The organism is Klebsiella sp. K4 (assembly GCF_014596785.2).
GTDB lineage: Bacteria > Pseudomonadota > Gammaproteobacteria > Enterobacterales > Enterobacteriaceae > Klebsiella > Klebsiella pneumoniae.
This window is the reverse complement of sequence record NZ_CP115021.1, coordinates 3,624,463-3,648,239: the sequence shown is the minus strand read 5'-3', so window position 1 is coordinate 3,648,239 and position 23,777 is coordinate 3,624,463. Positions and strand designations below refer to the sequence as shown.

The 23,777-nt window shown below is 57.7% G+C and carries 25 protein-coding genes and 1 riboswitch; of the genes, 13 read left to right on the top strand and 12 right to left on the bottom strand.

The window, feature by feature from the left end; translation table 11 throughout:
• Position 1: 1 nt before the first annotated feature.
• The 3 genes from pmrA to yvcK all read right to left on the bottom strand — a co-directional run bounded on the left by pmrA (position 2) and on the right by yvcK (position 3,323).
• On the bottom strand, positions 2-673 hold the full coding sequence (pmrA, locus tag IB144_RS18170) for a two-component system response regulator PmrA (protein WP_002895659.1): 672 nt from the start codon (positions 671-673) through the stop codon (positions 2-4).
• A complete protein-coding gene (gene eptA, locus IB144_RS18165) occupies positions 673-2,313 on the bottom strand; it encodes a phosphoethanolamine transferase EptA (protein ID WP_040216950.1) in 1,641 nt (546 codons plus the stop codon). The genes pmrA and eptA overlap by 1 nt, the downstream gene beginning before the upstream one ends.
• A 104-nt stretch (positions 2,314-2,417) precedes the next feature.
• Positions 2,418-3,323: a uridine diphosphate-N-acetylglucosamine-binding protein YvcK gene (gene yvcK / locus IB144_RS18160; protein ID WP_004142092.1), complete on the bottom strand. Its 906-nt coding sequence runs from the start codon at positions 3,321-3,323 to the stop codon at positions 2,418-2,420.
• 208 nt (positions 3,324-3,531) lie between these two features.
• A riboswitch (molybdenum cofactor riboswitch) is annotated at positions 3,532-3,670 on the top strand.
• Here yvcK and moaA point away from each other — a divergent pair.
• The 7 genes from moaA to IB144_RS18125 all read left to right on the top strand — a co-directional run bounded on the left by moaA (position 3,658) and on the right by IB144_RS18125 (position 8,803).
• A complete protein-coding gene (moaA, locus tag IB144_RS18155; protein WP_002895665.1) occupies positions 3,658-4,647 on the top strand; it encodes a GTP 3',8-cyclase MoaA in 990 nt (329 codons plus the stop codon). Its footprint overlaps the riboswitch before it by 13 nt.
• A 23-nt stretch (positions 4,648-4,670) precedes the next feature.
• Positions 4,671-5,183: a molybdenum cofactor biosynthesis protein B gene (moaB, locus tag IB144_RS18150; RefSeq protein WP_002895668.1), complete on the top strand. Its 513-nt coding sequence runs from the start codon at positions 4,671-4,673 to the stop codon at positions 5,181-5,183.
• 3 nt (positions 5,184-5,186) lie between these two features.
• Entirely contained in the window at positions 5,187-5,675 is a 489-nt protein-coding gene (gene moaC, locus IB144_RS18145; RefSeq protein WP_002895670.1) for a cyclic pyranopterin monophosphate synthase MoaC, read from the top strand.
• Positions 5,668-5,916 (top strand): molybdopterin synthase sulfur carrier subunit, encoded by a 249-nt coding sequence (moaD, locus tag IB144_RS18140; RefSeq protein ID WP_002895672.1) that lies wholly within the window; start codon positions 5,668-5,670, stop codon positions 5,914-5,916. The genes moaC and moaD overlap by 8 nt, the downstream gene beginning before the upstream one ends.
• A 1-nt stretch (position 5,917) precedes the next feature.
• The gene (moaE, locus tag IB144_RS18135) at positions 5,918-6,370 is read left to right on the top strand and encodes a molybdopterin synthase catalytic subunit MoaE (RefSeq protein WP_002895674.1); all 453 of its coding nucleotides are present in this window, start codon (positions 5,918-5,920) and stop codon (positions 6,368-6,370) included.
• Positions 6,371-6,415: 45 nt separating this feature from the next.
• Positions 6,416-7,120 (top strand): Bax inhibitor-1/YccA family protein, encoded by a 705-nt coding sequence (locus tag IB144_RS18130; RefSeq protein WP_004142079.1) that lies wholly within the window; start codon positions 6,416-6,418, stop codon positions 7,118-7,120.
• Between the two features lie 319 nt (positions 7,121-7,439).
• Positions 7,440-8,803, top strand: a protein-coding gene (locus IB144_RS18125; protein ID WP_085955203.1) for an IS3-like element ISKpn1 family transposase whose coding sequence is annotated in 2 segments (ribosomal slippage) — positions 7,440-7,908 and positions 7,908-8,803 — 1,365 coding nt in all. Because the reading frame shifts where the segments join, the coding sequence is not laid out codon by codon here.
• A gap of 169 nt (positions 8,804-8,972) precedes the next feature.
• Here IB144_RS18125 and IB144_RS18120 read toward each other — a convergent pair.
• The 3 genes from IB144_RS18120 to IB144_RS18110 are packed head-to-tail and all read right to left on the bottom strand — an operon-like array spanning position 8,973 to position 11,937.
• Entirely contained in the window at positions 8,973-9,938 is a 966-nt protein-coding gene (locus IB144_RS18120; RefSeq protein ID WP_002895728.1) for a lysylphosphatidylglycerol synthase domain-containing protein, read from the bottom strand.
• The gene (gene clsB, locus IB144_RS18115; protein WP_048337607.1) at positions 9,935-11,179 is read right to left on the bottom strand and encodes a cardiolipin synthase ClsB; all 1,245 of its coding nucleotides are present in this window, start codon (positions 11,177-11,179) and stop codon (positions 9,935-9,937) included. The genes IB144_RS18120 and clsB overlap by 4 nt, the downstream gene beginning before the upstream one ends.
• Positions 11,176-11,937, bottom strand: a complete 762-nt coding sequence (locus IB144_RS18110; RefSeq protein WP_004179098.1) for an endonuclease/exonuclease/phosphatase family protein — start codon at positions 11,935-11,937, stop codon at positions 11,176-11,178. Before IB144_RS18110 ends, clsB begins: the two co-directional genes overlap by 4 nt.
• Positions 11,938-12,068: 131 nt before the next feature.
• On the opposite strand from IB144_RS18110, the gene IB144_RS18105 reads away from it, so the two are divergent.
• Positions 12,069-12,506, top strand: coding sequence for a YbhQ family protein (locus tag IB144_RS18105; protein ID WP_004176793.1), 438 nt, complete (start codon positions 12,069-12,071; stop codon positions 12,504-12,506).
• Between the two features lie 60 nt (positions 12,507-12,566).
• On the opposite strand, the gene IB144_RS18100 is transcribed toward IB144_RS18105, so the two are convergent.
• The 6 genes from IB144_RS18100 to IB144_RS18075 all read right to left on the bottom strand — a co-directional run bounded on the left by IB144_RS18100 (position 12,567) and on the right by IB144_RS18075 (position 19,309).
• Positions 12,567-13,673, bottom strand: a complete 1,107-nt coding sequence (locus IB144_RS18100) for an ABC transporter permease (protein ID WP_004142068.1) — start codon at positions 13,671-13,673, stop codon at positions 12,567-12,569.
• A gap of 129 nt (positions 13,674-13,802) precedes the next feature.
• The gene (locus IB144_RS18095) at positions 13,803-14,936 is read right to left on the bottom strand and encodes an ABC transporter permease (RefSeq protein ID WP_002895739.1); all 1,134 of its coding nucleotides are present in this window, start codon (positions 14,934-14,936) and stop codon (positions 13,803-13,805) included.
• Complete coding sequence (locus tag IB144_RS18090; protein WP_065888829.1) at positions 14,926-16,665, bottom strand: ATP-binding cassette domain-containing protein; 1,740 nt, start codon at positions 16,663-16,665, stop codon at positions 14,926-14,928. Before IB144_RS18090 ends, IB144_RS18095 begins: the two co-directional genes overlap by 11 nt.
• On the bottom strand, positions 16,658-17,653 hold the full coding sequence (gene hlyD, locus IB144_RS18085) for a secretion protein HlyD (RefSeq protein ID WP_002895745.1): 996 nt from the start codon (positions 17,651-17,653) through the stop codon (positions 16,658-16,660). The genes IB144_RS18090 and hlyD overlap by 8 nt, the downstream gene beginning before the upstream one ends.
• The gene (gene cecR, locus IB144_RS18080; protein WP_002895746.1) at positions 17,653-18,312 is read right to left on the bottom strand and encodes a transcriptional regulator CecR; all 660 of its coding nucleotides are present in this window, start codon (positions 18,310-18,312) and stop codon (positions 17,653-17,655) included. Before cecR ends, hlyD begins: the two co-directional genes overlap by 1 nt.
• Before the next feature lie 73 nt (positions 18,313-18,385).
• Positions 18,386-19,309 carry a LysR substrate-binding domain-containing protein gene (locus tag IB144_RS18075; RefSeq protein WP_004179102.1) on the bottom strand — a complete coding sequence of 308 codons (924 nt, stop codon included), beginning with the start codon at positions 19,307-19,309 and terminating at the stop codon, positions 18,386-18,388.
• Between IB144_RS18075 and IB144_RS18070 the strand changes: the two genes are divergently transcribed.
• The 5 genes from IB144_RS18070 (at position 19,301) to IB144_RS18050 (ending at position 23,708) form a co-directional block, all read left to right on the top strand.
• Entirely contained in the window at positions 19,301-19,438 is a 138-nt protein-coding gene (locus tag IB144_RS18070; RefSeq protein WP_004142057.1) for a hypothetical protein, read from the top strand. The genes IB144_RS18075 and IB144_RS18070 overlap by 9 nt on opposite strands.
• Positions 19,439-19,725: 287 nt before the next feature.
• Positions 19,726-21,057 carry an MFS transporter gene (locus IB144_RS18065; RefSeq protein ID WP_004191230.1) on the top strand — a complete coding sequence of 444 codons (1,332 nt, stop codon included), beginning with the start codon at positions 19,726-19,728 and terminating at the stop codon, positions 21,055-21,057.
• Positions 21,058-21,107: 50 nt separating this feature from the next.
• On the top strand, positions 21,108-21,857 hold the full coding sequence (locus IB144_RS18060; protein ID WP_002895750.1) for a glucose 1-dehydrogenase: 750 nt from the start codon (positions 21,108-21,110) through the stop codon (positions 21,855-21,857).
• 13 nt (positions 21,858-21,870) lie between these two features.
• Entirely contained in the window at positions 21,871-22,716 is an 846-nt protein-coding gene (locus tag IB144_RS18055) for a transketolase (RefSeq protein WP_149358933.1), read from the top strand.
• Positions 22,716-23,708, top strand: a complete 993-nt coding sequence (locus IB144_RS18050) for a transketolase family protein (RefSeq protein WP_004176778.1) — start codon at positions 22,716-22,718, stop codon at positions 23,706-23,708. Before IB144_RS18055 ends, IB144_RS18050 begins: the two co-directional genes overlap by 1 nt.
• Positions 23,709-23,777: the final 69 nt, after the last annotated feature.

The following is a 23,777-nucleotide window of genomic DNA, read 5'->3' as shown; positions in this document are numbered from 1 at the left end:
TCTATTCCGTGTCGATGTTGTTAGCCAGCATATAGCCAAAGCCCCGGACGGTGCGGATCCGCGATTTGCCAATCTTTTCGCGTAGGTTGTGAATATGCACTTCCAGGGTATTGGTCGCCGGCTCGTTGTCCCAGCTGTAAATGTCGTTGTAGAGGATCTCGCGATGCACCGGGCTACCGGCTTTCATCATCAGCCGCGACAGCAGGGCATACTCTTTCGGCGTAAGATCCAGCGCCGTTTCACCCAGCCACACCAGGCGGCGAGTGACGTTAAGGCGCAGATTGCCGACGCTGATTTCATTATCGCCCTGGTTGTTATGCCGGCGGAGCAGGGCGCGAATGCGCGCATTGAGTTCCTCCAGGGCAAAGGGTTTTACCAGGTAGTCATCCGCCCCGGTATCGAGACCGCTAATGCGATCCTCAAGCGTATCGCGGGCGGTGAGGATCAGCACCGGCTGGGTCATTTTCTCCCGCCGCATGCGGGAGAGAAAATGCAGCCCGTCTTCATCCGGCAGGCCGAGGTCGAGTACGATCAGGCTGTAGTGATTGCTGGCCAGCGATAGCGCGGCTTCGTGCGCGGTGGAGACGCCGTCGCACACGTATCCTTCACTTTGCATCGCCAGAATTAACCCCTGCAACAGCAGCGCATCGTCTTCAATGACTAAGATTTTCATCAACCAGCCTCTCTACATGGCGTTAAGATATCATCTGCCGCCTGGTACTCGCGGGTGCTGACGCCGAGCAGGCCGAGCAGGGTGGAGAACAGATTATCCTGCGAGTAATTCTCTTTTTGCGCCCGCTGCTGCAGACAGTGCGCGGAAATACCGTAGCGCTGCTGGTAGTCGGCGGAGAGCCACAGCGCCATCGGCACATGTTTCTGCGTATCCGGCGCGATGGAATACGGCAGACCATGCAAATAGACGCCATCTTCTCCCAGCGATTCGCCGTGGTCGGACAAATAAACCAGACTAGTGGTAAATTTATCCTGTTTAGATTGCAGTAGTTTTATCGCTTTATCAACGACATAGTCGACATAAAGGATGGTGTTGTCATAGGTATTGGTCAACTGCTCCCGGGTACAGCCCTGGATCTCATTGGTGTCGCAGGTCGGCGTGAATTTGCGAAACGCCGCTGGATAGCGATTGTAGTACGTCGGACCGTGGCTGCCGATGGTATGCAGCACAATAATGCCATCCTGTTGCAGGTTATCGATATAGCTGTCGAGATTATGGAACAGGACGTCATCGTAGCACTCGCCATCGATGCACTGCCCGATGAGCTTCAGGTCGGTGACGTTCTGGTGTGGTACCCGGTCGCAGGCGCCTTTGCAGCCGCCGTCATTATCGTTCCACAGTACCTGGATCCCTGCGCGCTGTAGAATATCTAGGACGCCTTCCTGATGGTGCGCCAGCTCTTCGTCATAATGCGCGCGCGGCATATTGGAGAACATGCACGGCACGGAAACTGCGGTTGCCGTGCCGCAGGAAGTGGTATGCGGAAAATAGATCACGCCGTCCTGCCGCATCAGCGGGTTGGTGTCGCGCGAATAGCCGCCCAGTGAGAAGTTATCCGCTCGCGAAGTCTCGCCGAGCACGACGATCGTCAGGTTCTTACGGGGAGCGTTATGCATCACCGCTTTCTGCGTGGCATCTTCGCCAATCTTCACCAGCGGCAGGTTGTCCATCCGATGATGAGCATACCAGGAGTTCACGGCCACAATGCTGTTGGAAGGGCTCAGGGATTTCACCAGCTCTTTGTTGTTACGGAACACCGAGGCGTAATCTTTGTAGAACAGCGCGGCCACCAGAATAATCAGCAGCGCCGAAACGGCGATATTGAGCAGGCGCATCGCCGCGCCGCGCCACCGCGTGGCGGGCTTACGGATTTTCACCCACCAGGCGATGAATACCGCCAAAACCCCGGAAAGGCCGAGGACGGCAATCATTTCGCCGGAGAGTAGAGCAAAGCTTTCCGCCGGAGTGGTGTCGAGGATATTGGTGATCATGCTGCGGTCGATCACCACGCCAAAGTTCCAGATGAAGTATTGCGCCGAGGCGCTGAGCAGAATGAACAGGCTAATCACCAGCCGGTCCAGCTTCAGGAACGAGGCGAGAGTGGTGAGGATATTCATCACGCTAATGGCCACGATCGGCATACTGAGGAATACCAGCCAGTTATGCAGGCTATTTACCGGCAGTAACGGGAAAACCTGGCGATAAAAAGCCAGGTTGAGACAGATACCGATATAGCAAGCAAAGAGAATCAGATAAGTCGTGCGGCTGAGCACCGGCCGACGCAGAGTCAATAACGACATAATGCACACCCACAGAAAAAGATGAGGGTATAGTGCCAGCCCTATTTTAAGACAACCTTAAGATTTTAAGGTGCGCCGAAGAGGGCCGCCTCCGGCGCGCAGGATCAGCCCGGCAGCTGGATCGCTTTCTCCAGCGCCCCGCGAAGCAGCGCCCGGTCATGACGATAGGGAACGTCGCTGGCCTCCAGCGGCGTCTGGATCACCAACCGGTCGTCGATGCCGCTGATATCGGCTTTTGGACCGGCGATCACCGCATCCACCACCCGTTTGCCTACATAGCGCTCCATAATCGCGATGCGCTCCGCCAGCGACAGCCTCGCGGCCGGGCTATGCTCTTTGCCGAGGTTATCGATAAAAACCATCGGCGCCGGGGTGCGGCGCAACGCCTGGGCCATCTCGTCGAGCAACAGGATCGGCAGCAGGCTGGTGTAAAAACTGCCCGGCCCAATGAGGATCAAATCGGCTTCGGCGATAGCCTCTACCGCCTCGCGGGTGGCCGGTACCGGCGGGGTGAGCATCAGCTCCTGCGGCACATTATCAAGCTGATCAATATTCACTTCGCCATAAACTTCATGGCCTTCATGATCGAGCGCCATCAAATCCACCGGTTGTTCTGACATCGGGATCAGGAAAGCGTCCACTTTCAGCAGGTTTCTGATCAAATTGATCGCCTCTAACGGCCGCACGCTCAGGTGATCCAGCGCCTTTAACATCAAATTTCCGAGGTTATGTCCGGAAAGCTCGCCGTTACCGCCAAAACGATACTCAAACATCGCCGACGCTACGCTCGGCTCGGCAATTAACTGGTTGATGCAATTGCGCATATCGCCCCAGGCAATGCCACCTTCCGAACGACGGATCCGCCCGGTGGAACCCCCGTTATCGGTGGTGGTGACAATGCCGGTCAGCCGTGAACCGAGCGAGGAGAGGGAGGACATCACCCGGCCCAAACCATGCCCGCCGCCGAGCGCTACCACCCGATCGAGGTCAGCGAATGTACGATTGCGCATAGAAATTCCTTATTTCACATAAACGGCCACACACTACCCGATCTACCCCTAAAAGACGATGGGAGGAGCCCGACAAACTGACCGACATCAAGGCAAAAAAATGATTTATGGCTATTCTGTAGCGAAAATGCACGAAGATAGCGATATGTATAAAATTATATAGCGAAATCGCCAATGGCGAAACTGCCTGTAACGCGCTACTATCGACATAACCTGTTAACACTCTAGCCTCTTCGCCTGTGTCAAAAGATATGGCGATTTGGCCGCGACGCCGCCGGTTGTCGCCAGGGCGTGGAAAGAAATGACCGCGTCTCCCGTATTTGGAAAGGTGTATATGGCCTCACAGCTTACCGATGCATTCGCGCGTAAGTTTTATTACCTGCGTCTGTCGATTACCGATGTGTGCAACTTCCGTTGCACCTACTGCCTGCCGAACGGTTATAAGCCCGGCGCCGTCAATAACAATGGCTTTCTCAGCGTAGACGAAGTACGCCGGGTTACGCGCGCTTTCTCTGCGCTGGGCACCGAAAAAGTTCGCCTCACCGGTGGGGAACCCTCCCTGCGCCGCGACTTCACCGAGATCATTGCCGCCGTGCGTGAAAACCCGGCGATCCGTCAGATTGCGGTCACTACCAACGGTTACCGCCTGGCGCGCGATGTCGAACGCTGGCGCGATGCCGGCCTGACGGCGATTAACGTCAGCGTTGATAGCCTCGACGCCCGCCAGTTCCATGCCATCACCGGCCAGGACAAGTTCCACCAGGTGATGGACGGCATTGACGCCGCCTTCGCCGCCGGCTTTGACAAGGTAAAGGTGAATACCGTGCTGATGCGTGATGTTAACCATCACCAGCTCGATACCTTCCTCGCGTGGATCCAACCCCGTCGTATCCAGCTGCGCTTTATTGAGCTGATGGAAACCGGTGAAGGCAGCGACCTGTTCCGCCGTCACCATCTCTCCGGCATGGTGCTGCGCGATGAACTGCTGCGCCGCGGCTGGATCCATCAGATCCGCCAGCGCAGCGATGGCCCGGCGCAGGTCTTTTGTCACCCGGACTACGCCGGCGAGATCGGCCTCATCATGCCGTATGAAAAAGACTTCTGCGCCACCTGCAATCGGCTGCGCGTCTCGTCCGTTGGCAAACTGCACCTGTGCCTGTTTGGCGAAGGCGGCGTCGACCTGCGCGACCTGATGGCCGAAGACCAGCAGCAGGCCGCGCTGGAGGCGCGGATCGCCGAAGCCTTAACCCATAAAAAGCAGACCCATTTCCTGCATCAGGGCAACACCGGTATTACGCAGAACCTGTCCTATATTGGCGGTTAATCGTTTTCGAAAGGAGCATTCAGATGAGCCAGGCTAGCGCTGAGTTTATCCCGACCCGTATTGCTATTCTTACCGTTTCCAGCCGTCGCGGCGAAGAGGACGACACTTCCGGTCACTGGCTGCGCGAGGCGGCGCAGGAGGCGGGGCACCAAGTCGTCGAGAAGGCGATCGTCAAAGAGAATCGCTACGCCATCCGCGCTCAGGTATCGGCGTGGATAGCCAGCGATAACGTCCAGGTGGTGCTGATCACCGGCGGCACCGGTTTTACCGACGGCGATCAGGCGCCGGAAGCGCTGCTGCCGCTGTTTGACCGTGAGGTCGAAGGCTTTGGCGAAGTGTTCCGCATGCTGTCCTTCGAAGAGATCGGCACCTCGACGCTGCAGTCCCGGGCCGTGGCCGGCGTCGCCAACCGCACGCTGATTTTCGCCATGCCGGGCTCAACCAAAGCCTGCCGTACGGCGTGGGACAACATCATCGCCCCGCAGCTTGATGCCCGCACCCGTCCCTGTAACTTCATTCCACACCTGAAGAAATAATCTATGTCACAACTGACCCATATTAACGCCGCGGGTGAAGCCCATATGGTCGATGTCTCCGGCAAAGCGGAAACGGTGCGCGAAGCGCGCGCCGAGGCTTACGTTGAAATGCAGGCGACGACCCTGGCGATGATTATCGACGGCAGCCACCACAAAGGCGATGTGTTCGCCACCGCGCGTATCGCCGGGATCCAGGCGGCAAAACGTACCTGGGAGCTGATCCCGCTGTGTCATCCGCTGATGCTCAGCAAAGTGGAAGTCAATCTGCAGGCGCAGCCGGAACATAACCGGGTGCGCATTGAATCGCTCTGCCGACTCACCGGGAAAACCGGCGTCGAGATGGAAGCATTGACCGCCGCCTCGGTTGCCGCGCTGACCATTTACGATATGTGCAAAGCGGTGCAGAAGGATATGGTGATTGGCCCGGTGCGCCTGCTGGCGAAAAGCGGCGGCAAGTCCGGCGATTTTAAGGTGGGTGAATGCCATGATTAAGGTTCTGTTTTTTGCCCAGGTGCGCGAGCTGGTCGGTACCGATTCGCTGACCCTTGATGCCAGCGAACTGGCGACTGTCGAAGCGGTTCGTCAGCAGCTTGCCGCCCGCGGCGATCGCTGGGCGCTGGCCCTGGAGGAGGGCAAGCTGCTGGCGGCGGTTAACCAGACGCTAACCTCTTTCGAACATCCAGTGGCCAGCGGCGACGAAGTGGCGTTCTTCCCACCGGTAACGGGGGGCTGACATGACGCAAACCCGTATCGTGGTCAGCCCGGCGCGCTTTAGCGTCAGTGAGGAATATCCCTGGCTGGCGGAACGCGATGAAGACGGCGCGGTGGTCACCTTCACCGGTAAAGTGCGTAACCACAACCTCGGCGACAGCGTGAAGGCGCTGACCCTCGAGCACTATCCGGGGATGACTGAAAAATCGCTGGCGGAAATTGTCGAGCTGGCGCGCGAGCGCTGGCCGCTGGGCCGGGTGACGGTTATCCATCGCATCGGCGAAATGTGGCCGGGGGAAGAGATTGTGTTTGTCGGCGTCACCAGCGCTCACCGCGGCAGCGCCTTCGCCGCCGGCGAGTTTATTATGGATTACCTGAAAACCCGCGCGCCGTTCTGGAAGCGTGAAGCGACGCCGGATGGCGAACGCTGGGTCGACGCCCGCGACAGCGATCGCCAGGCGGCAGAGCGCTGGTAGTGTGATACGCTTACAGGGTGAAACTTTGTTAATCAGGAGAGAGTCATGGACAGATATCCGCGTTCCGATTCAATAGTGCAGGGCCGTACCGGCCTGCAGACTTACATGGCGCAGGTGTACGGCTGGATGACGGTCGGCCTGCTGCTGACGGCGTTTATCGCGTGGTTTGCAGCGAATACTCCGGCAGTGATGATGTTCGTCTTTTCGAGCAAAATCACTTTCTTCGGGCTGATTATTGCCCAGCTGGCGCTGGTGTTTGTGCTGTCGGGAATGGTGCAACGGCTGAGCGCCGGGATGGCCACCACGCTGTTTATGCTCTATTCGGCGCTGACCGGACTGACGCTATCGAGCATTTTTATCGCCTATACCTATTCATCGATCGCCAGCACCTTTGTGGTCACCGGCGGGATGTTTGGGGCGATGAGCCTGTATGGTTACACCACGAAGCGCGATCTGAGCGGCTTCGGCAGCATGCTGTTTATGGGGCTGATTGGCATCGTGCTGGCGTCGCTGGTCAACCTGTGGCTGAAGAGCGAGGCGCTGATGTGGGCTGTGACCTACATTGGGGTGGTGCTGTTTGTCGGCCTGACGGCGTATGACACCCAGAAGCTGAAAAACATCGGCGAGCAGATTGATACCCGCGACAGCGCCACGCTGCGTAAATACTCGATCCTTGGCGCCTTAACGCTGTATCTGGACTTCATCAACCTGTTCCTGATGCTGCTGCGTATTATGGGCAACCGCCGCTAACCTCTTTATATCAAGGGGTTGCATCTCCGAACGCCCGGCAAGCGCAGCGCCGCCGGGCGAGATATCAGGTACGGTACCCGTGGTATTGCCGGGCGGCGGCTGCGCCTTACCCGGCCTACAGGCTCACACTCCGCAGGCCCGCGCAAGCGTAGCGCCGCCGGGCGATGGCATCAGGCACGGTACCCTTGATTTTGCCGGGTGGCGGCTGCGCCTTACCCGGCCTACAGGATCCTCTCACAGGCTCACACTCCGTAGGCCCGCGCAAGCGCATGGACTGCACCCCAAAAGTTGGACACCCAACTGAGTAAGGTGCAATTTTATGGCTAAACCAAAGTATTCCCCTGAAACAAAACTGGCTGTGGTTAATCATTATTTGTCCGGTAAAGACGGAGAACAGAGTACAGCCGACCTTTTTGGTATTGAAAGAACATCTGTCCGTCGCTGGGTCAGGGCATGGCAGTTCCACGGTGCAGAAGGCCTGACTGCAAAAAATAATCATTATTCCGATGAATTTAAACTCGTGGTCGTCCGGGCGGTTATCAGTGACCGCCTGACGATGCGTGAAGCGGCTGCCCGGTTTAACCTCTCCGCAGAAATACTTGTCCGGCGCTGGCTCGACGTGTACAACGATGCCGGAGCGGAAGGTCTTTTAAACATGCAATGCGGACGGCCCGGACAAATGACAAAGCCAAAAAATATCCCACCACTGACAGATAAAGAGCTGGAAAAACTCTCCCCCGAAGAGCTCAGGGCCGAACTGCGTTATCTGCGGGCAGAGAATGCCTATCTAAAAAAGTTGAAAGCCTTGGTTCAGAGCGAAAAAAATGGCAAAAAGCCCTGATAATCAGTGAACTAAGGCATGAACACGCTCTGCGGGACCTTCTGCGGGCGGCCGGTATGTCCCGTAGCACGTGGTATTACAATATGAATGCACTGAAGCAAGGGGACAGGTATGCGGGTCTTAAAGAGAACATCAGGAAGATATACCACTATCACAAAGGTCGTTATGGCTACCGCAGGATCACGCTCGCACTGAGAAAACAGGGGCTGCGGATAAACCATAAAACAGTGCAGCGGCTGATGGCAGAACTGTCACTCCGGTCTGTGATAAGGGCGAAAAAATATCGTGCCTGGAAAGGGAGAACGGGCGAGGCCGCGCCCAATATCCTGAGCCGGAACTTCGGTGCGTCAAAAGCCAACGAAAAATGGGTAACAGATGTGACAGAGTTCCCGGTACAGGGAAAAAAGCTTTACCTGTCGTCAGTTCTCGATCTGTTTAACCGGGAGGTTATCGCCTACAGCCTGTCGGAAAGGCCGGTGATGGAGATGGTGAATACGATGCTGGACGGTGCGTTCCCGAAGCTCAGACCGGGAGATGCTCCGCTGCTGCACTCGGATCAGGGCTGGCATTACAGGATGAGGAGCTATCAGGAACGTTTAAAGGCGCATGGGATGACGCAGAGTATGTCGCGTAAAGGAAACTGCCTGGATAATGCAGTGATGGAAAACTTCTTCGGGACCCTGAAATCGGAGTGTTTTTATCTGAGGGAGTTCAGGAGTGTCAGTGCGCTAAGAAAAGCCGTAGAGGACTATATCCATTACTACAACAACGAGCGGATAAGCCTGAAATTAAAAGGTCTGAGTCCGGTAGAGTACCGAACCCAGGCTCTGAGAGCCGCTTAATATGAACCATCCAACTTTATGGGGTCAGTCCAGCAGCGCCGCCGGGCGAGATATCAGGTACGGTACCCGTGGTATTGCCGGGTGGCGGCTGCGCCTTACCCGGCCTACAGGATCCTCTCACAGGCTCACACCCCGCAGGCCCGCGCAAGCGCAGCGCGACCTGGCCGTTTCATTCGCGGGCCAGTTTGCGCTGGTTCTTTTGCCGCAGCTTTTTCGCCCGGCTCTCCAGCAGCAGATAGGCCACCGTCGCCAGCAGCAATGGCAGGAAATAATAGAGCGCGCGCCAGGCGAGCAGGGCGGCAATGATCGCGCCCTTCGAAATATCTTCCCCGGAGAGCATGGCGATAAACACCGCCTCCAGCACGCCGATCCCAGCCGGAATATGGATAATCACCCCGGCGATACTGCTCACCAGCAGCACCCCTAATACCAGAAAATAGTTAATCTCGCTGCCCAACAGCAGCCAGATTATCGCCCCCATCGCCATCCAGTTCGCCGCCGAGAGCCCCATCTGCAGCAGCGCGAAGCGCCAGGAGGGCAGCACCAGCCGCTGGCCTTTAATCGTCAGGTGACGGCGTTTGGCGAACGCGCAGCCGAACAGATAGCAAAGCGTAAGGATCAGCATCACCCCGCCGATAATGCGCAGAGTGGTCTGGCTGATGTACCAGTGCGGCGGCAGCTTCACCAGATCTGCCGTGAATATCACCCCGCCCAGCAGAATATAGCCCAACCAGTTGGTGGTAATGCTTAAGGAAAAAATACGGGTGATGGTGCTGCCGTTCAGCCCCAGCCGCGAGTACAGCCGGTAGCGCATACCGATCCCGCCGACCCAGGTGCTGAGGGTCAGGTTGAAGGCGTAGCAGATAAACGACACCAGCATGACCTGGCGTTTCGCCAGCTTGTGCCCGCAATAGGCCCGACCGAGCAGATCGTAGCAGCCGTAAATGAGGTAGCTGACGATAACCAGCGCAATGGCGCTAAACAAGGCCAGCCGATCGTAGCCGCGGATCACCTTCCACACGTCCTGCCAGTCGACTTTTTGCGCGTAGATCACCAACAGGACGATGACGGCGATAAAAAAGAGCACGGTCAGCACTCTTTTCGCCATCCGCCAGCGGGGATGTGATTTGCTCATAGTGGATTATCCCTGGCTGGAGACTCGACGCGGTCCTGAGTTTCAATTTCCGGCTGGACCGGCGGGCTGACTCTGGCCAGCCGCGGGGTATGAGCCGGTAGCCAGCCGACCCATGCCGGGAAGTGGCGCAGAAAGTGGAAAGCCATCACGCTGACGCCCAGCCGCCACCAGTTGCGTTTCGGCAGCATCGTTTTATCGATCCGCTGGCAATCCCGGGCGATAAGCCCGTTGAGATTATCGCGCAGCGTCTGGTTAAACACCCGATCGTGGATGATCAGATTGGCTTCCAGATTCAGCGACAGGCTAAGCGGATCCAGGTTGCTTGACCCAACGGTGGCCCAGTGGTCGTCTGCCAGAGCGACCTTGCCATGCAGCGGGCGACGGCGATATTCGTAAATCTGCACCCCACCCTTAACGAGATAGTGATAGAGCAGGTGGGCGCCAAACTTCACAATGGGAATATCCGGTTCGCCCTGCACGATCAGCTTAACCCGTACTCCGCGCCGCGCGGCATTGCGCATCGCATGCAGCAGGCGGTAGCCGGGGAAAAAATAGGCGTTAGCGATAATCACTTCCCGGCGGGCGCTGGTCAGCATCTTCAGGTAGTGGCGTTCAATATCGTCGCGGTGTTCCTGGTTGTCGCGCCAGACGAACAGCGCCTGCGCCTCGCCGGGGGTCTGGTTAATCTCCGGCTGGTGGCGACGACGTCGCCACCAGCGGCGGGCGGTTTCGCTGTTGGGCAGGTTTTCCAGCTCGAATTGCAGGATGTCGAGCACCACCGGCCCTTCGACCTGCACCGCATAATCCTGCTTCGCCTCCGGACCGTAGTCGCTCATATGTTCGGCGGAGTAGTTAATACCGCCGACAAAGGCGGTGGTGTCGTCGATTACCACGATTTTACGGTGCATGCGACGGAACAGATTGGTGCGCATCCCCATCAGCTTAGGACGCGGATCGTAGTAGCGGAAAATCACACCAGCGGCGGTGAGCTCGCCGACAAATTCATCGCTGAGATCCGGGGAACCATAGCCGTCGAGGAGCACCTCCACCTGGATGCCGCGGCGGGCAGCCTCGAGCAGGACCGCGTGCAGCCGCCGGCCTACCTCATCTTCAAACCAGATAAAGGATTCGAGGATCACCCGCCGGCTGGCGCGACCGATGGCCGCAAACAGCGCCGGATAGTACTGGTCGCCATTCTCCAGTAGCGTAATGCGGTTGCCTTCCTGCCAACGACATTTCACAAATGTATCTCCACGCTAAGGGGTGCATGATCGGACAGATGCCGCCATTGTTTAAGGGCCAGCGCCTTCGGGCGACTGGCGTGGGCGTTCTTGACGTAAATGCGGTCGAGGCGCAACAGCGGAAAACTGACCGGAAAGGTGCGCGCCGGCCGTCCGCGGGCGCGGGTAAAGATCTCTTCCAGCCCGGCCTGGGCTTTTAACGGCTGGTTAGCCTGCTGACGCCAGTCGTTAAAATCGCCAGCCACCACCACCGGCTCGCCCGCGGGCAGGGTATTGACCCACTCCGCCAGCATGGTCAACTGCGCCTGCCGTTGGTCGGCGCGTAGACCGAGATGGACGCAAATCACGTGAATAGTTATCCCGCTCCGCGGCGGCACGATGCGGCAGTACAGCAGGCCGCGCTTCTCCCCGTTGCCGACCGAGATATCGCGATTTTCGTAGTATTCAATGGGAAAGCGCGACAGCACGGCGTTGCCGTGGTGGCCTTCCGGATAAACCGCATTGCGCCCGTAGGCGTAGTCGCTCCACATGGTGTCGGCGAGAAATTCATAATGGGTCGTATCCGGCCAGTTTTCGATGTGCAGCGGATGTACCTCATGAGCGCCCATCACCTCCTGCAGGCAAACAATATCCGCGCTAACGCTGCGCACGGCGTCGCGCAGTTCGGGCAAAATAAAACGCCGATTAAACGCCGTAAAGCCTTTATGGGTGTTAATTGTCAGCACGTTCAACGAAAATCCCGCCGTTGGCTCAGCCATAATTCTCCAGTAAATGTCACTTTCCTGAATAAAATAGTGTAGTAGACGTCACAAAAAGATGCGGTGTTACGGAATTTTCCGTAAAGTGCGGTACTCTGAGTAGCAGAGAAAAATCCTTCAGGAGAGAAGCCATGAAGTGGCAACAACGTGTACGCGTCGCAACGGGTCTTAGTTGCTGGCAGATTATGTTGCATCTACTGGTCGTGGCAGTACTGGTGATGGGTTGGATGAGCGGCGCGCTGGTGCGCGTCGGATTGGGACTGTGCGTCCTCTACAGCGTCACGCTGCTGGCGATGCTGTTTTTACAGCGTCACCATGAGGCGCGCTGGCGCGATGTGGGAGACTTCCTTGAGGAGCTCACCACGACCTGGTACTTCGGCGCGGCCATGATAGCGCTGTGGCTGCTGTCGCGCGTGCTGCACAACAACCTGCTGCTGGCCCTCGCCGGGCTGGTGATACTGGCAGGCCCGGCGGTGGTCTCGCTGCTGGCGAAAGATAAGAGCCGTTACCCTAAAGCGTTCGGGCTACAACAAGGCGGCAACGCAGCGAATCCCCAGAAGCATAGATAACTATGTGACTGGGGTGAGTAAGGAAAGCCAACGCCGTTGTAGTTTGAACGATGACGGGTATTACGCAATCTTCCTTCGGAACATCGCATACGCCGCTGAGCCGGTGGTGGCCGCTATGACCAGTAGCGGCCACAAACTTCCCCACACAATCTCCAGACTCGCATCCTTCAGATAAATTTGCTTGGTGATATCGGTAAAGTGGCGGATGGGATTTATCCAGGTCAGATCCTGCAGCCACTGCGGCATGTTTTCCACTGGTGAGACGTACCCCGACAGGAGAATAGCCGGCATCATAAAGACGAACACGCCGATAAACGCCTGCTGCTGGGTGGCGCACAGCGACGAAATCAATAAGCCAAAGCCCACCAGCGATAGACCGTAAATCACCATGGTGAAATAGAACAGCAGCAGCGAGCCGGCAAACGGGATCTGATAGGCCCAGATACCAATCGCCAGCACGATAGTTGCCTGCAGGGTGGCGACGATCAGCGCCGGCACCGCCTTGCCGACGAAAATTTGCCAGGTGGCGAGGGGGGAGACCAGCAGCTGGTCAAGGGTGCCCTGCTCGCGCTCGCGAGCCACCGACAGCGAGGTGACGATCATCACCCCGATGGTAGTGATCATGGCGATAAGCGACGGCACCACGAACCATTTATAGTCGAGATTCGGGTTGTACCAGTTGCGCACCACCAGCTCGCTGTTGTTCGGCTTCGCTTTACCCTCCAGCAGCTCCTGCTGATAGTTTTTCACAATCTGTTGCAGATAGTTGGCGGCGATTTGCGCGCTGTTGGAGTTGCGTCCGTCGAGCAGAAGCTGCAGCGGGGCGGTTTGATAGTTATCCAGATTGCGCGAGAAATCGGCCGGGAAGCGCACCACCAGCAGAGCTTTTTGTTCATCGATGGTCGGCTGGATCGCCTGCGGGCTTTGCAGCAGCAGGACGTGGGTAAAGGCTTTGGCGCGGGCAAAGCGCTGAGTGAGTTCCACCGCGTGGCGACCGCTGTCCTCGTTGTAGATAGCGATGGTGGCGTTGGTCACCTCCAGCGTCGCGGCAAAGGGAAACAGCAGCACCTGAATCAGCACCGGCATGATTAAAATCGCCCGCGTCTGCGGCTCGCGCAGCAGCGACTGCAGCTCTTTGCGGATTAATGTCCATAAACGGTGAAACATAATAGCTCCTTTGGCCCATTCAACCACGCCGGGCGGCACTGCGTTTGCCCGGCCTACGGGATCGGCGAACCGTATAATCGATGTTGGTTAAACCGTAGGCCCGGTCGGCGCAGCGCCACCGGACAAAACCTAATCCAGACGCCGTTTGGTTTTCAGCCACGTCAGACCGATAAACATCACCGCCGACGCAATCAAAAACAGCACGTTGACCAGCAGCACCACCGGAATATTGCCCGCCAGAAACAGGCTTTGCAGAGTACTAACGAAATAGCGCGCCGGGATCACATAGGTCACCGCGCGGATCACCGCCGGCATACTGTCTATCTGGAAAATAAACCCGGACAGCATAATCGACGGTAAAAAGGCGGCGTTCAGCGCCACCTGCGCGGCGTTAAACTGGTTGCGGGTAATGGTTGAGATCAGCAGCCCCATCCCCAGGGTGCTGAGCAAAAACAGACTGGTAATGACAAACAGGATCGGCAGCGAGCCGCGATAGGGCACGCCGAGAATAAATACCGACACCAGCATACACAGCAGCATCGCCAGCATGCCGAGGAAATAGTAGGGAATAAGCTTGCACAGCAGCAGTTCGGCGCGGGTGATCTCCGTCGACAGCAGCGCCTCCATGGTGCCGCGCTCCCATTCGCGGGCCACCACCAGCGAGGTCAGTATGGCGCCGACCACGGTCATGATGATGGTGATCGCCCCGGGGATAATAAAGTGCTGGCTAATAGCCGCCGGGTTAAACCAGTAGCGCATCTGCACGTCGATCAGCGGTTCAAAGGTTTCGCCGCGGTCTTCCGCCCGCTGCTGCTGCCAGATTTGCCAAATACCTTCCACATAGCCCTGAGCGAAGTTGGCGGTATTGGGCTCGCTGCCGTCGGTGATGAGCTGCAGCGGTGCGTCGGCGCCGGGGCGGGCCATCTGGCGGTCGAAATCCACCGGAATGACCACCATGGCGCGGATGCGCCCGGCCTGCATCATCTCAATCAGCTGCCTGCGGCTGTCGCTGACGGTGGCATCGATATAGGGCGAGCCGGTCATGGTATGGACGAAATCCAGCGCCTCTTCGCTCTGCTGCTCAAGCAATACGCCGACCCGCAGCCTGCTGGAGTCGAGGTTAATGCCGTAGCCGAAGATAAACAGCAGCAGCAGGGGGATCACCACCGCGATCAGCCAACTGCTGGGATCGCGCACAATCTGCCGGGTCTCTTTGACGCACAGGGCGCGGACCCGCCGCCAGGAGAGAATGCTATTGCCCATGGCTATTCTCCTTGTCCCAGCGGTTAATCAGGGTAATAAACGCCTGCTCCATGGTCGGGTCCGTCTGGCTGTCGTCCGCCGCCTGGGCCTTCAGCGCATCCGGGGTCCCGCTGGCGATAAGCTTGCCGTGATAGACCAGCCCGATGCGGTCGCAGTATTCCGCCTCATCCATAAAGTGGGTGGTGACCATTACCGTCACGCCTTTATCAACCATGCTATTAATATGTAGCCAGAACTCGCGGCGGGTGAGGGGGTCGACGCCGGAGGTGGGTTCATCGAGAAACAGAATATCGGGTTCATGCATCAGGGAGCAGGCCAGCGCCAGCCGCTGCTTGTAGCCGAGCGGCAGCTCGTCGGCGGCGTGGCGGGCGATACTTTCCAGGCCAAAGGCATCGCTCATCCGGGCGATTTTTTCATTTTGCGCCCGGCCGCGCAGGCCATAGACGCCGGAGAAAAAGCGCAGGTTTTGCTCGACGCTGAGGTTGCCGTACAGCGAAAATTTTTGCGCCATATAGCCCAGATGCTGGCGCGCCTTGCCAGAGCTGACCTTGAGATCCATTCCCAGCACCAGCGCTTTGCCGGAGGTGGGCACCAGCAGGCCGCACATCATTTTGAAGGTGGTGGATTTCCCGGCGCCGTTGGGGCCGAGCAGGCCGAAAATTTCACCGCGCTTAACCTGGAAATCGACATGGTCGGTAGCGGCGAAATCACCAAACTTTTTCGTTAACGACTGGGCTTCAATGACCGTTTCCTCTTTGCTGCCGTCAACGCGATGGATAATCGCCCCCAACGGCGATTCAGCGGTCCCGGCGCCGCCGAGCAGGTCGATAAACGCATCTTCAAAGCGCGGCGCGGTGTCGGCCACCTGCAGCGGCGGCATGTCGCCATGCTGCTGGACTTCCTCAATGCGCGCGTCCTTTTTCAGGATCAGACGCACCGATTTGCCCTGGATCACCCCGTCGCTAACCTGCGGCAGCTTCAGCGCCCGCTGCAGCAGGCGGCGGTTGTTCTCCTGCGGGCTGGAGACCAGAAAGCTGCGCCCGGCCATGGTTTGCGTCAGCGCCGTCGGCTCCCCTTGATAGAGCAGTTTGCCTTCGTTCATCAGCAGCACATCGCGACACTGCTCGGCTTCATCGAGATAGGAGGTGCTCCACAGGATCAGCATGCCGTCGCCGGCCAGCTCGTGCACCATCTGCCATAGCTCGCGGCGCGAGATAGGGTCGACGCCGACGCCGGGCTCATCGAGCAGCAGTACTTTCGGATCGCCCACCAGGGTACAGGCGAGGCCCAGCTTTTGCTTCATCCCGCCGGAAAGCTTGTCTGCCAGCCGTTCGGTGAATGGACCAAGGGAGGTGAACTCCAGCAGGCGGTCGAAAATTTTCTTCCGCGCCTCGCCGGTGACGCTGCGCAGGTCGGCGTACAGGGTCAGGTTTTCCATCACCGTCAGATCTTCATACAGGCCGAACTTCTGCGGCATATAGCCGAGCACCGCGTGCAGGGCGCTGTCGTCTTTTAGCGGGTCGAAGCCTATCACGCTGGCGCGGCCCTCATCAGGCTTGAGCAATCCGGCGAGCATTCGCATCAGGGTGGTTTTCCCCGCGCCGTCGGGCCCCACCAGCCCGGTGACGTAGCCGGCGCGGATCGTGCAGGTGAGCGGCGCTACCGCTGGCCTGTCCATACCGGGAAAACGGCGGCTCAGGCCGTTTAAGGCGATGACGGTCTCACTCATGTCCGTTCCCGTGGCTAAAGGAGATGGTCACCGGCATTCCCTGGCGCAGCGCGCCGTCGGCATCAGTCACCACAATGCGCAGACGGTAGACCAGATCGGTGCGCAGATCCGGGGTCTCGACGGTCTTCGGCGTGAATTCAGCGCTCGGCGAGACAAAACCGATTTTGCCGTGATAGGGCTTATCCGGCCGGCTGTCGGTATAGAGCAGCACTTCTTGTCCCGGCTGCGCCTGGCCGAGATTTTTCTCGTCAACATAGGCGCGGACCCACACCGGATGCGTTAACGACAGCGTCAGTACGGTACCGCCGGCGTTGAGCATAGTGCCGGGCTCGACGGCGCGGGTCATCAGCGTACCGTCAGAAGGGGCGGTGAGCACGGTATCGTGCAGGTCCAGTTTGGCCTGGGCCAGCGCCGCCTGCGCCTGTTCCAGACTGGCTTTGGCCTGGGCAATCTCCTGCGGGCGGTTACCGGCGCGATACTGACGCAGCTTATCCTGCGCCGATTTGAGCGTTGCCTGCGCCTGATCGCGCGAGGAGCGGGCATTCTCCAGATCGTTGGCGGAAATGGCGCTGCTGGCGCGCAGCCCGAGCTGGCGCTGATAAAAGTTTTGCGCATAGTCGTAAGCGGCCTGCGCCTGTTTCACCGCCGCCGCGGCCTGGGCAATCTCTTCCGCGCGGTAGCCGGCCATCATCAGGTCATACTGCGCCTGGGCGGTGGAGACATTGGCCTGGGCCTGCAGCAGGGCATTTTCATACGGCGCGCGGTCAAGCTCGCCGAGAGTTTGCCCGGCGCGGATGCTGTCGCCTTCGTCGACGGTCAGCGAGGCCAACCTACCGCCAACGCGGAAGCTCATGTTGACGGTGCGGATATCGACATTGCCATACAGGGTCAGCGGCTGCTGCCGGCTGCTCTGGTACCACCACCAGCCGCCGCCCAGCGCGGCGAGAAGAATCACGATCAGCAGAATGACGACGACGGGTTTTTTCATCAGCCCAAACTCCTTTGCGATAACCCATGCAGGATGAAATCGATATGACAGGTAATGACTTCGAAAATCTGTTCCGTTTTTTGCGCGTCAAACTGCGTCCAGCCGGTGCGCAGCAGGATAGTTTCACGCCCGAGACGGAAAGCGAGCACCTCGCCCAGCAGGGCGTGGGTATGGAGGATCATTTGCGTATCACTGGCTTCGCAGCCGGTCCAGGCGGCAATCAGCCGGGTGAGATAATGGTGCAGGGGGGCAATCACCTGCTGGTGGATCAGATGGTAGGCGGCGGTCGGCGCCAGCTGCTCACGGGAAATGAATTTGCTTAAGTTAACCGTATCGTCCTGGGTGAGCAGCAGGATCATGTTGTGGCAGGCGCTAAGGATGAGGTCGCGGATCGCCTGGCGATCCGGCGCTTCCCCGGCAAGCAGGTGCTCCGCCGCTTCGGCCTGCGGGCGAAAATTGTCGCCGATAAAATCGGCGATCCACTGGGCGCAGGCAAGATACAGATCGTCTTTCGAGCCAAAATAATAGGTGATAGCGGCGATATTCTGCCCGGCCTGGGCGGCGATATCGCGGGTGGTGGCGTGCTGGCCGTACTCGCCAAACTGGGCGATAGCGGCCGCGATAAGCTGATTTTTTGCCTGTTCGCCTTTACTGGTCATCGCGCTCGGTAAAAATTAATCAATCGATTGATTAACTTTAGGCGCCGACTGGCGGTTTGTCCACCAGCCGGGATCAAATATGGAACCCTTCCTCTTTCAGCTCTCCGGCGACCCAGGCGAAGAAACGCTGGACCTTCTCCTTCTGTTCATTAGCGTGGGGGAGGACGAAGTGGTGCGCGCCGACCGGCATGCTCCGCTCGTCGGCAAATACCGGCGTCAGCTGTCCCTGGCGCACGTGTCCGCCGGCCAGCAGATTGCTCTCGAGGATCACGCCCATCCCCATTCTGGCCGCCTCGATGCTCATATATGACCGGTCGAAATTAAAAATGAAGTTTTTATGCCAGCCGCGGACCTTGTGCCACGACAGCCAGTTGCTCCAGTTAATCAAGGTGCTGTCGGAGTGGATCAGATCGCAGGCCAGCAGATCTTCCACAGCCTGCACAGGATGGCTGGCTAAATAAGACGCTGCGCTGTAGGGCAGGACGCGCTCATTTTTAATGGTTCTGACCAGCAACGTCGGCCACTGTGACAGCCCGTGACGAATATCGATATCAATATTATCCCGGGAGAACTGGATGCTTTCGTATGAACAGGTCAGGCTGATTTTTAACGCCGGCCACGCCTGGCGGAATTTATCCAGACGGGGCATCAGCCATAGCAGGCCGAAGCTCGGCGCCGAATGAATGCGTAAATAATCCTGATGGATATCGTTGATCACCTGGCTGGTGGCCTGGCCAATCATATTCAGCGCCCCGGAGACCTCTTTGAGATATTTTTCTCCCACCGCCGTTAACGTGACGCCTTTGCTGCTGCGGGAGAACAGTTTTTTCCCCAGAAAGTGCTCCAGGCTGGCTATCTGATGGCTGACCGCCGAGGCGGTAATATTGAGATTCTCTGCGGCCAGATTAAGGCTGCCGGTAGCGGCGACTTCAATAAAAGCCTGGATATTGCGTAAAGAGGGCATCGGCAGATTTTTATTGGGTAGCGGTTGGCTCATGGCGGCATCCTGCGCGGGGCGCGAATAAAAGAAAATAGCGAACAGCGTGGCGCAGCCGGGATGTACAGCATAGGGAAAAGCGAAAAAACAACGTTAATTTGTGATGGGCTTAACAATTTATCTTGTTAAAAGCGCGCAGGTCAGTAAACGCTAAAAATTTGCGGGAAGTCACTAACTCAATTTTTCTCAATCATAATTGAGGTTTTTTGAATACCGTTTCATTTTGGGGTTGTTATATTCCTCTCACAGGCCTGATAACAAACTGCGATGTGCTTGCATCGCAATTATAAAACACCTAACCACCTGTTTCGCTGGCGAAAAGCATTTATCTCTTGCTCCTGTATGGATAGTAAAACGCGGTGATCCGAAGCGGCAGCTTACAGCGAAGTGGATGAGGTATAAAACGAGGAAACCCTATGTCACGTATAGATACGCTGGTCTGTACTGACGCCAGGAAAACGAAATATCGTTTCGTGGTTTTGACGATGATTTTTCTGGTGTATGCCATCAATTACGCCGACCGAACGAATATTGGCGCGGTACTGCCTTTCATCATTGATGAGTTTCATATCAATAATTTTGAAGCCGGGGCCATCGCCAGTATGTTTTTCCTCGGCTATGCGGTAAGCCAGATCCCGGCCGGCTTTTTCATCGCCAAACGCGGTACCCGGGGGCTGGTATCGCTCTCCATTTTCGGCTTCTCCGCCTTTACCTGGCTGATGGGCACGGTGAGCTCCGTGTTTGGCCTGAAGCTGGTGCGGCTGGGACTGGGGCTGAGCGAAGGGCCTTGCCCGGTGGGGCTGGCTTCCACCATAAATAACTGGTTTCCACCAAAGGAGAAAGCCACGGCAACCGGCGTTTACATCGCGGCGACCATGTTTGCGCCGATTATTGTGCCGCCGCTGGCGGTGTGGATTGCGGTGACCTGGGGCTGGCGGTGGGTCTTTTTCTCCTTCGCGATACCCGGAATTGTGGCGGCCATCGCGTGGTATCTGCTGGTCAAATCCAAGCCTGCTGAGAGCGGATTTGTTTCCCAAAGCGAACTGGCAGAGATTAATGCCGGGCGTGAAAGTCATGATAATAGCGTACGCGAAAATATCTTAATTGCCGAAAGATTCACCTGGCTGGATAAAATCATTCGGGTAAAGAAAATGGCGCCAATTGATACGGCGAAAGGCTTATTCACCTCAAAAAATATTCTCGGTGACTGCCTGGCGTATTTTATGATGGTTAGCGTGCTGTACGGATTATTAACCTGGATCCCCCTGTATTTAGTCAAAGAGCGCGGTTTCGATGTAATGAGTATGGGCTTCGTGGCCAGTATGCCGTGCATCGGCGGCTTTATTGGCGCGATCGGCGGCGGATGGGTTTCGGATAAGCTATTAGGCCGCCGGCGTAAACCCACCATGATGTTCACTGCGGTGTCAACGGTGGTCATGATGCTAATTATGCTGAATATCCCGGCCAGCACCCTGGCAGTTTGTATTGGATTATTCTTTGTCGGCTTTTGTTTAAATATCGGCTGGCCAGCCTTTACCGCGTACGGTATGGCCGTTTCGGATAGCAAAACCTATCCAATCGCCTCTTCCATAATTAATAGCGGCGGCAACCTCGGTGGATTTGTCGCGCCGATGGCGGCTGGTTTCTTGCTTGATAAAACCGGGAGTTTTAATTCTGTATTTACCTATTTTGGTATCTGCGCCGCCATTGGTTTGGTGGTGATTCTTTTCCTCGATGAACCACAATAACGGAAATATATCCTGTTAATTAATATGACGTAATGTCATGGAGTGAAACTATGTTATTAAAAGATAAAGTCGCCATTATTACTGGCGCGGCCTCCGCACGCGGTTTGGGCTTCGCGACTGCGAAATTATTCGCCGAAAACGGCGCGAAAGTGGTCATTATCGACCTCAATGGCGAAGCCAGTAAAACCGCCGCGGCGGCATTAGGCGAAGGCCATCTCGGCCTGGCAGCCAACGTCGCTGATGAAGTGCAGGTGCAGGCGGCCATCGAACAGATCCTGGCGAAATACGGTCGGGTTGATGTACTGGTCAATAACGCCGGGATTACCCAGCCGCTGAAGCTGATGGATATCAAGCGCGCCAACTATGACGCGGTGCTTGATGTTAGCCTGCGCGGCACGCTGCTGATGTCGCAGGCGGTTATCCCCACCATGCGGGCGCAAAAATCCGGCAGCATCGTCTGCATCTCGTCCGTCTCCGCCCAGCGCGGCGGCGGTATTTTCGGCGGACCGCACTACAGCGCGGCAAAAGCCGGGGTGCTGGGTCTGGCGCGGGCGATGGCGCGCGAGCTTGGCCCGGATAACGTCCGCGTTAACTGCATCACCCCGGGGCTGATTCAGACCGACATTACCGCCGGCAAGCTGACTGATGACATGACGGCCAACATTCTTGCCGGCATTCCGATGAACCGCCTTGGCGACGCGATAGACATCGCGCGCGCCGCGCTGTTCCTCGGCAGCGATCTTTCCTCCTACTCCACCGGCATCACCCTGGACGTTAACGGCGGCATGTTAATTCACTAAGCGAGGCAAACAGATGAAGATGACCGAATCACAAAAAGTCGCCGCGGCGGCGTGGCGTATTCGCCGTTACGCCCTGCAAATGGGGGAAGTGCAGGGGCAGGGCTATATCGGCCAGGCGCTGGGCTATGCCGATGTGCTCGCCACCGCCTTCAGCCATGCCATGACCTATCGCCCGGAAGATCCCGAGTGGGAGGGGCGCGATCGCTTCCTGCTCTCTCATGGCCATTACGCTATCGCTTATTATGCCGCGCTGCTGGAGGCGGACATTATCCCGGAAGCCGAACTGGAAACCTACGGCTCCGACGACAGCCGCCTGCCGATGTCCGGCATGGCGACCTACACCCCGGGGATGGAGATGTCCGGCGGCTCGCTGGGGCAGGGGCTGTCTATCGCCGTCGGCATGGCGCTCGGGCTGCGGCAGAAACAGAGTAAGGCCTGGGTCTACAACTCCATGTCCGATGGGGAGCTGGACGAAGGGTCGACCTGGGAGGCGGCGATGTCGGCGGCTCACTATGGCCTGAGCAACCTGATTAACCTTGTCGATGTCAACAAACAGCAGGCTGACGGCGATTCACGCAAAATCCTCGGCTTTGAGCCGCTGCAGGATAAATGGGCCGCCTTCGGCTGGTACGTACAGCGCGTGGACGGTAACGATCTGCCGGCGGTGATGGCCGCCTTTGACAACGCGAAAAGTTATTCCGGCAATCAGCCGCGGGTCATTTTATGCGACACGCTGATGGGCAAAGGGGTGCCGTTCCTCGAAACCCGCGATAAAAACCATTTTATTCGCGTCGATGCCGACGAATGGCAAAAAGCGATCGCGGTGCTGGACGCTAACAAACCGGAAGGAGTGCTGTAATGAGCCAGAGTCAACCCCGTTTAAAAACGTCGGCGATGATCGCCTCGATTGCTGATGAAGGCCAGGCGACCGTCCCTGCGCCCTTCGGCGTCGCGCTGTCAAAACTGGCGGCGCAGCGCCCGGACATCGTCGGCATGACCGCGGACCTGTCAAAATATACCGACCTGCATATTTTCGCCCAGGCCTTCCCGGATCGCTTTTTCCAGATGGGCATGGCCGAACAGCTGCTGATGGCGGCGGCAGGGGGGATGGCGAAGGAGGGATTTATTCCTTTCGCCACCACCTATGCCGCCTTTGCAACCCGTCGCGCCTATGATTTTATTCACCAGGTCATCGCCGAAGAGCATCTGAACGTGAAGATCTGCGCGGCGCTGCCGGGCCTGACGACCGGCTATGGCCCCAGCCATCAGGCCACCGAAGATCTGGCGATCATGCGCGGTATCCCCGGGATGGTTATCGTCGATCCTTGCGATGCGCTGGAGATAGAGCAGGCGGTACCGGCCATTGCCGATCACCAGGGGCCGGTGTATATGCGTCTGCTGCGCGGTAAGGTGCCTCTGGTGCTGGATAAATATGACTATCAGTTCGAACTGGGTAAGGCGAAGCTGCTGGAGGACGGCAACGATGTGCTGATTATCTCCTCCGGGCTGATGACCATGCGCGCGCTGGAGGCGGCTGAAAAGCTGCGGGCCGATAATATCGGCGTGGCGGTCCTGCACGTGCCGACCATCAAACCGCTGGATGAGAAAGCGATTATTGAACAGGCGTCGAAGCCGGGCCGCCTGGTGGTAACTGCGGAGAACCACACCGCGGTCGGCGGCCTGGGGGAAGCGGTGGCCGCGCTGCTGATGCGTAAGGGCGTACGCTGTGAGCTGGATAGCGTGGGGCTGCCCGACGCGTTCCTGTTAGCCGGCGCCCTGCCGACCCTCCACGATCGCTACGGCATCTCCACCGCGAAGATTGTCGAAAAAATTAAGTATCGTCTGCGTTAACCGCACTGCTATGACCCACTGGCCGCTGAGCGCGCTCGGCGGCCTTCTCATGCCCGCCAGCCAGGCGCG

Excerpts from the sequence above, each read along its gene's own strand:
- pmrA (WP_002895659.1), bottom strand. The coding sequence starts at position 673 with ATGAAAATCTTAGTCATTGAAGACGATGCGCTGCTGTTGCAGGGGTTA.
- eptA (WP_040216950.1), bottom strand. The coding sequence starts at position 2,313 with ATGTCGTTATTGACTCTGCGTCGGCCGGTGCTCAGCCGCACGACTTAT.
- yvcK (WP_004142092.1), bottom strand. The coding sequence starts at position 3,323 with ATGCGCAATCGTACATTCGCTGACCTCGATCGGGTGGTAGCGCTCGGC.
- moaA (WP_002895665.1), top strand. The coding sequence starts at position 3,658 with ATGGCCTCACAGCTTACCGATGCATTCGCGCGTAAGTTTTATTACCTG.
- moaB (WP_002895668.1), top strand. The coding sequence starts at position 4,671 with ATGAGCCAGGCTAGCGCTGAGTTTATCCCGACCCGTATTGCTATTCTT.
- moaC (WP_002895670.1), top strand. The coding sequence starts at position 5,187 with ATGTCACAACTGACCCATATTAACGCCGCGGGTGAAGCCCATATGGTC.
- moaD (WP_002895672.1), top strand. The coding sequence starts at position 5,668 with ATGATTAAGGTTCTGTTTTTTGCCCAGGTGCGCGAGCTGGTCGGTACC.
- moaE (WP_002895674.1), top strand. The coding sequence starts at position 5,918 with ATGACGCAAACCCGTATCGTGGTCAGCCCGGCGCGCTTTAGCGTCAGT.
- IB144_RS18130 (WP_004142079.1), top strand. The coding sequence starts at position 6,416 with ATGGACAGATATCCGCGTTCCGATTCAATAGTGCAGGGCCGTACCGGC.
- IB144_RS18120 (WP_002895728.1), bottom strand. The coding sequence starts at position 9,938 with ATGAGCAAATCACATCCCCGCTGGCGGATGGCGAAAAGAGTGCTGACC.
- IB144_RS18110 (WP_004179098.1), bottom strand. The coding sequence starts at position 11,937 with ATGGCTGAGCCAACGGCGGGATTTTCGTTGAACGTGCTGACAATTAAC.
- IB144_RS18105 (WP_004176793.1), top strand. The coding sequence starts at position 12,069 with ATGAAGTGGCAACAACGTGTACGCGTCGCAACGGGTCTTAGTTGCTGG.
- IB144_RS18100 (WP_004142068.1), bottom strand. The coding sequence starts at position 13,673 with ATGTTTCACCGTTTATGGACATTAATCCGCAAAGAGCTGCAGTCGCTG.
- IB144_RS18095 (WP_002895739.1), bottom strand. The coding sequence starts at position 14,936 with ATGGGCAATAGCATTCTCTCCTGGCGGCGGGTCCGCGCCCTGTGCGTC.
- IB144_RS18090 (WP_065888829.1), bottom strand. The coding sequence starts at position 16,665 with ATGAGTGAGACCGTCATCGCCTTAAACGGCCTGAGCCGCCGTTTTCCC.
- hlyD (WP_002895745.1), bottom strand. The coding sequence starts at position 17,653 with ATGAAAAAACCCGTCGTCGTCATTCTGCTGATCGTGATTCTTCTCGCC.
- cecR (WP_002895746.1), bottom strand. The coding sequence starts at position 18,312 with ATGACCAGTAAAGGCGAACAGGCAAAAAATCAGCTTATCGCGGCCGCT.
- IB144_RS18075 (WP_004179102.1), bottom strand. The coding sequence starts at position 19,309 with ATGAGCCAACCGCTACCCAATAAAAATCTGCCGATGCCCTCTTTACGC.
- IB144_RS18065 (WP_004191230.1), top strand. The coding sequence starts at position 19,726 with ATGTCACGTATAGATACGCTGGTCTGTACTGACGCCAGGAAAACGAAA.
- IB144_RS18060 (WP_002895750.1), top strand. The coding sequence starts at position 21,108 with ATGTTATTAAAAGATAAAGTCGCCATTATTACTGGCGCGGCCTCCGCA.
- IB144_RS18055 (WP_149358933.1), top strand. The coding sequence starts at position 21,871 with ATGAAGATGACCGAATCACAAAAAGTCGCCGCGGCGGCGTGGCGTATT.
- IB144_RS18050 (WP_004176778.1), top strand. The coding sequence starts at position 22,716 with ATGAGCCAGAGTCAACCCCGTTTAAAAACGTCGGCGATGATCGCCTCG.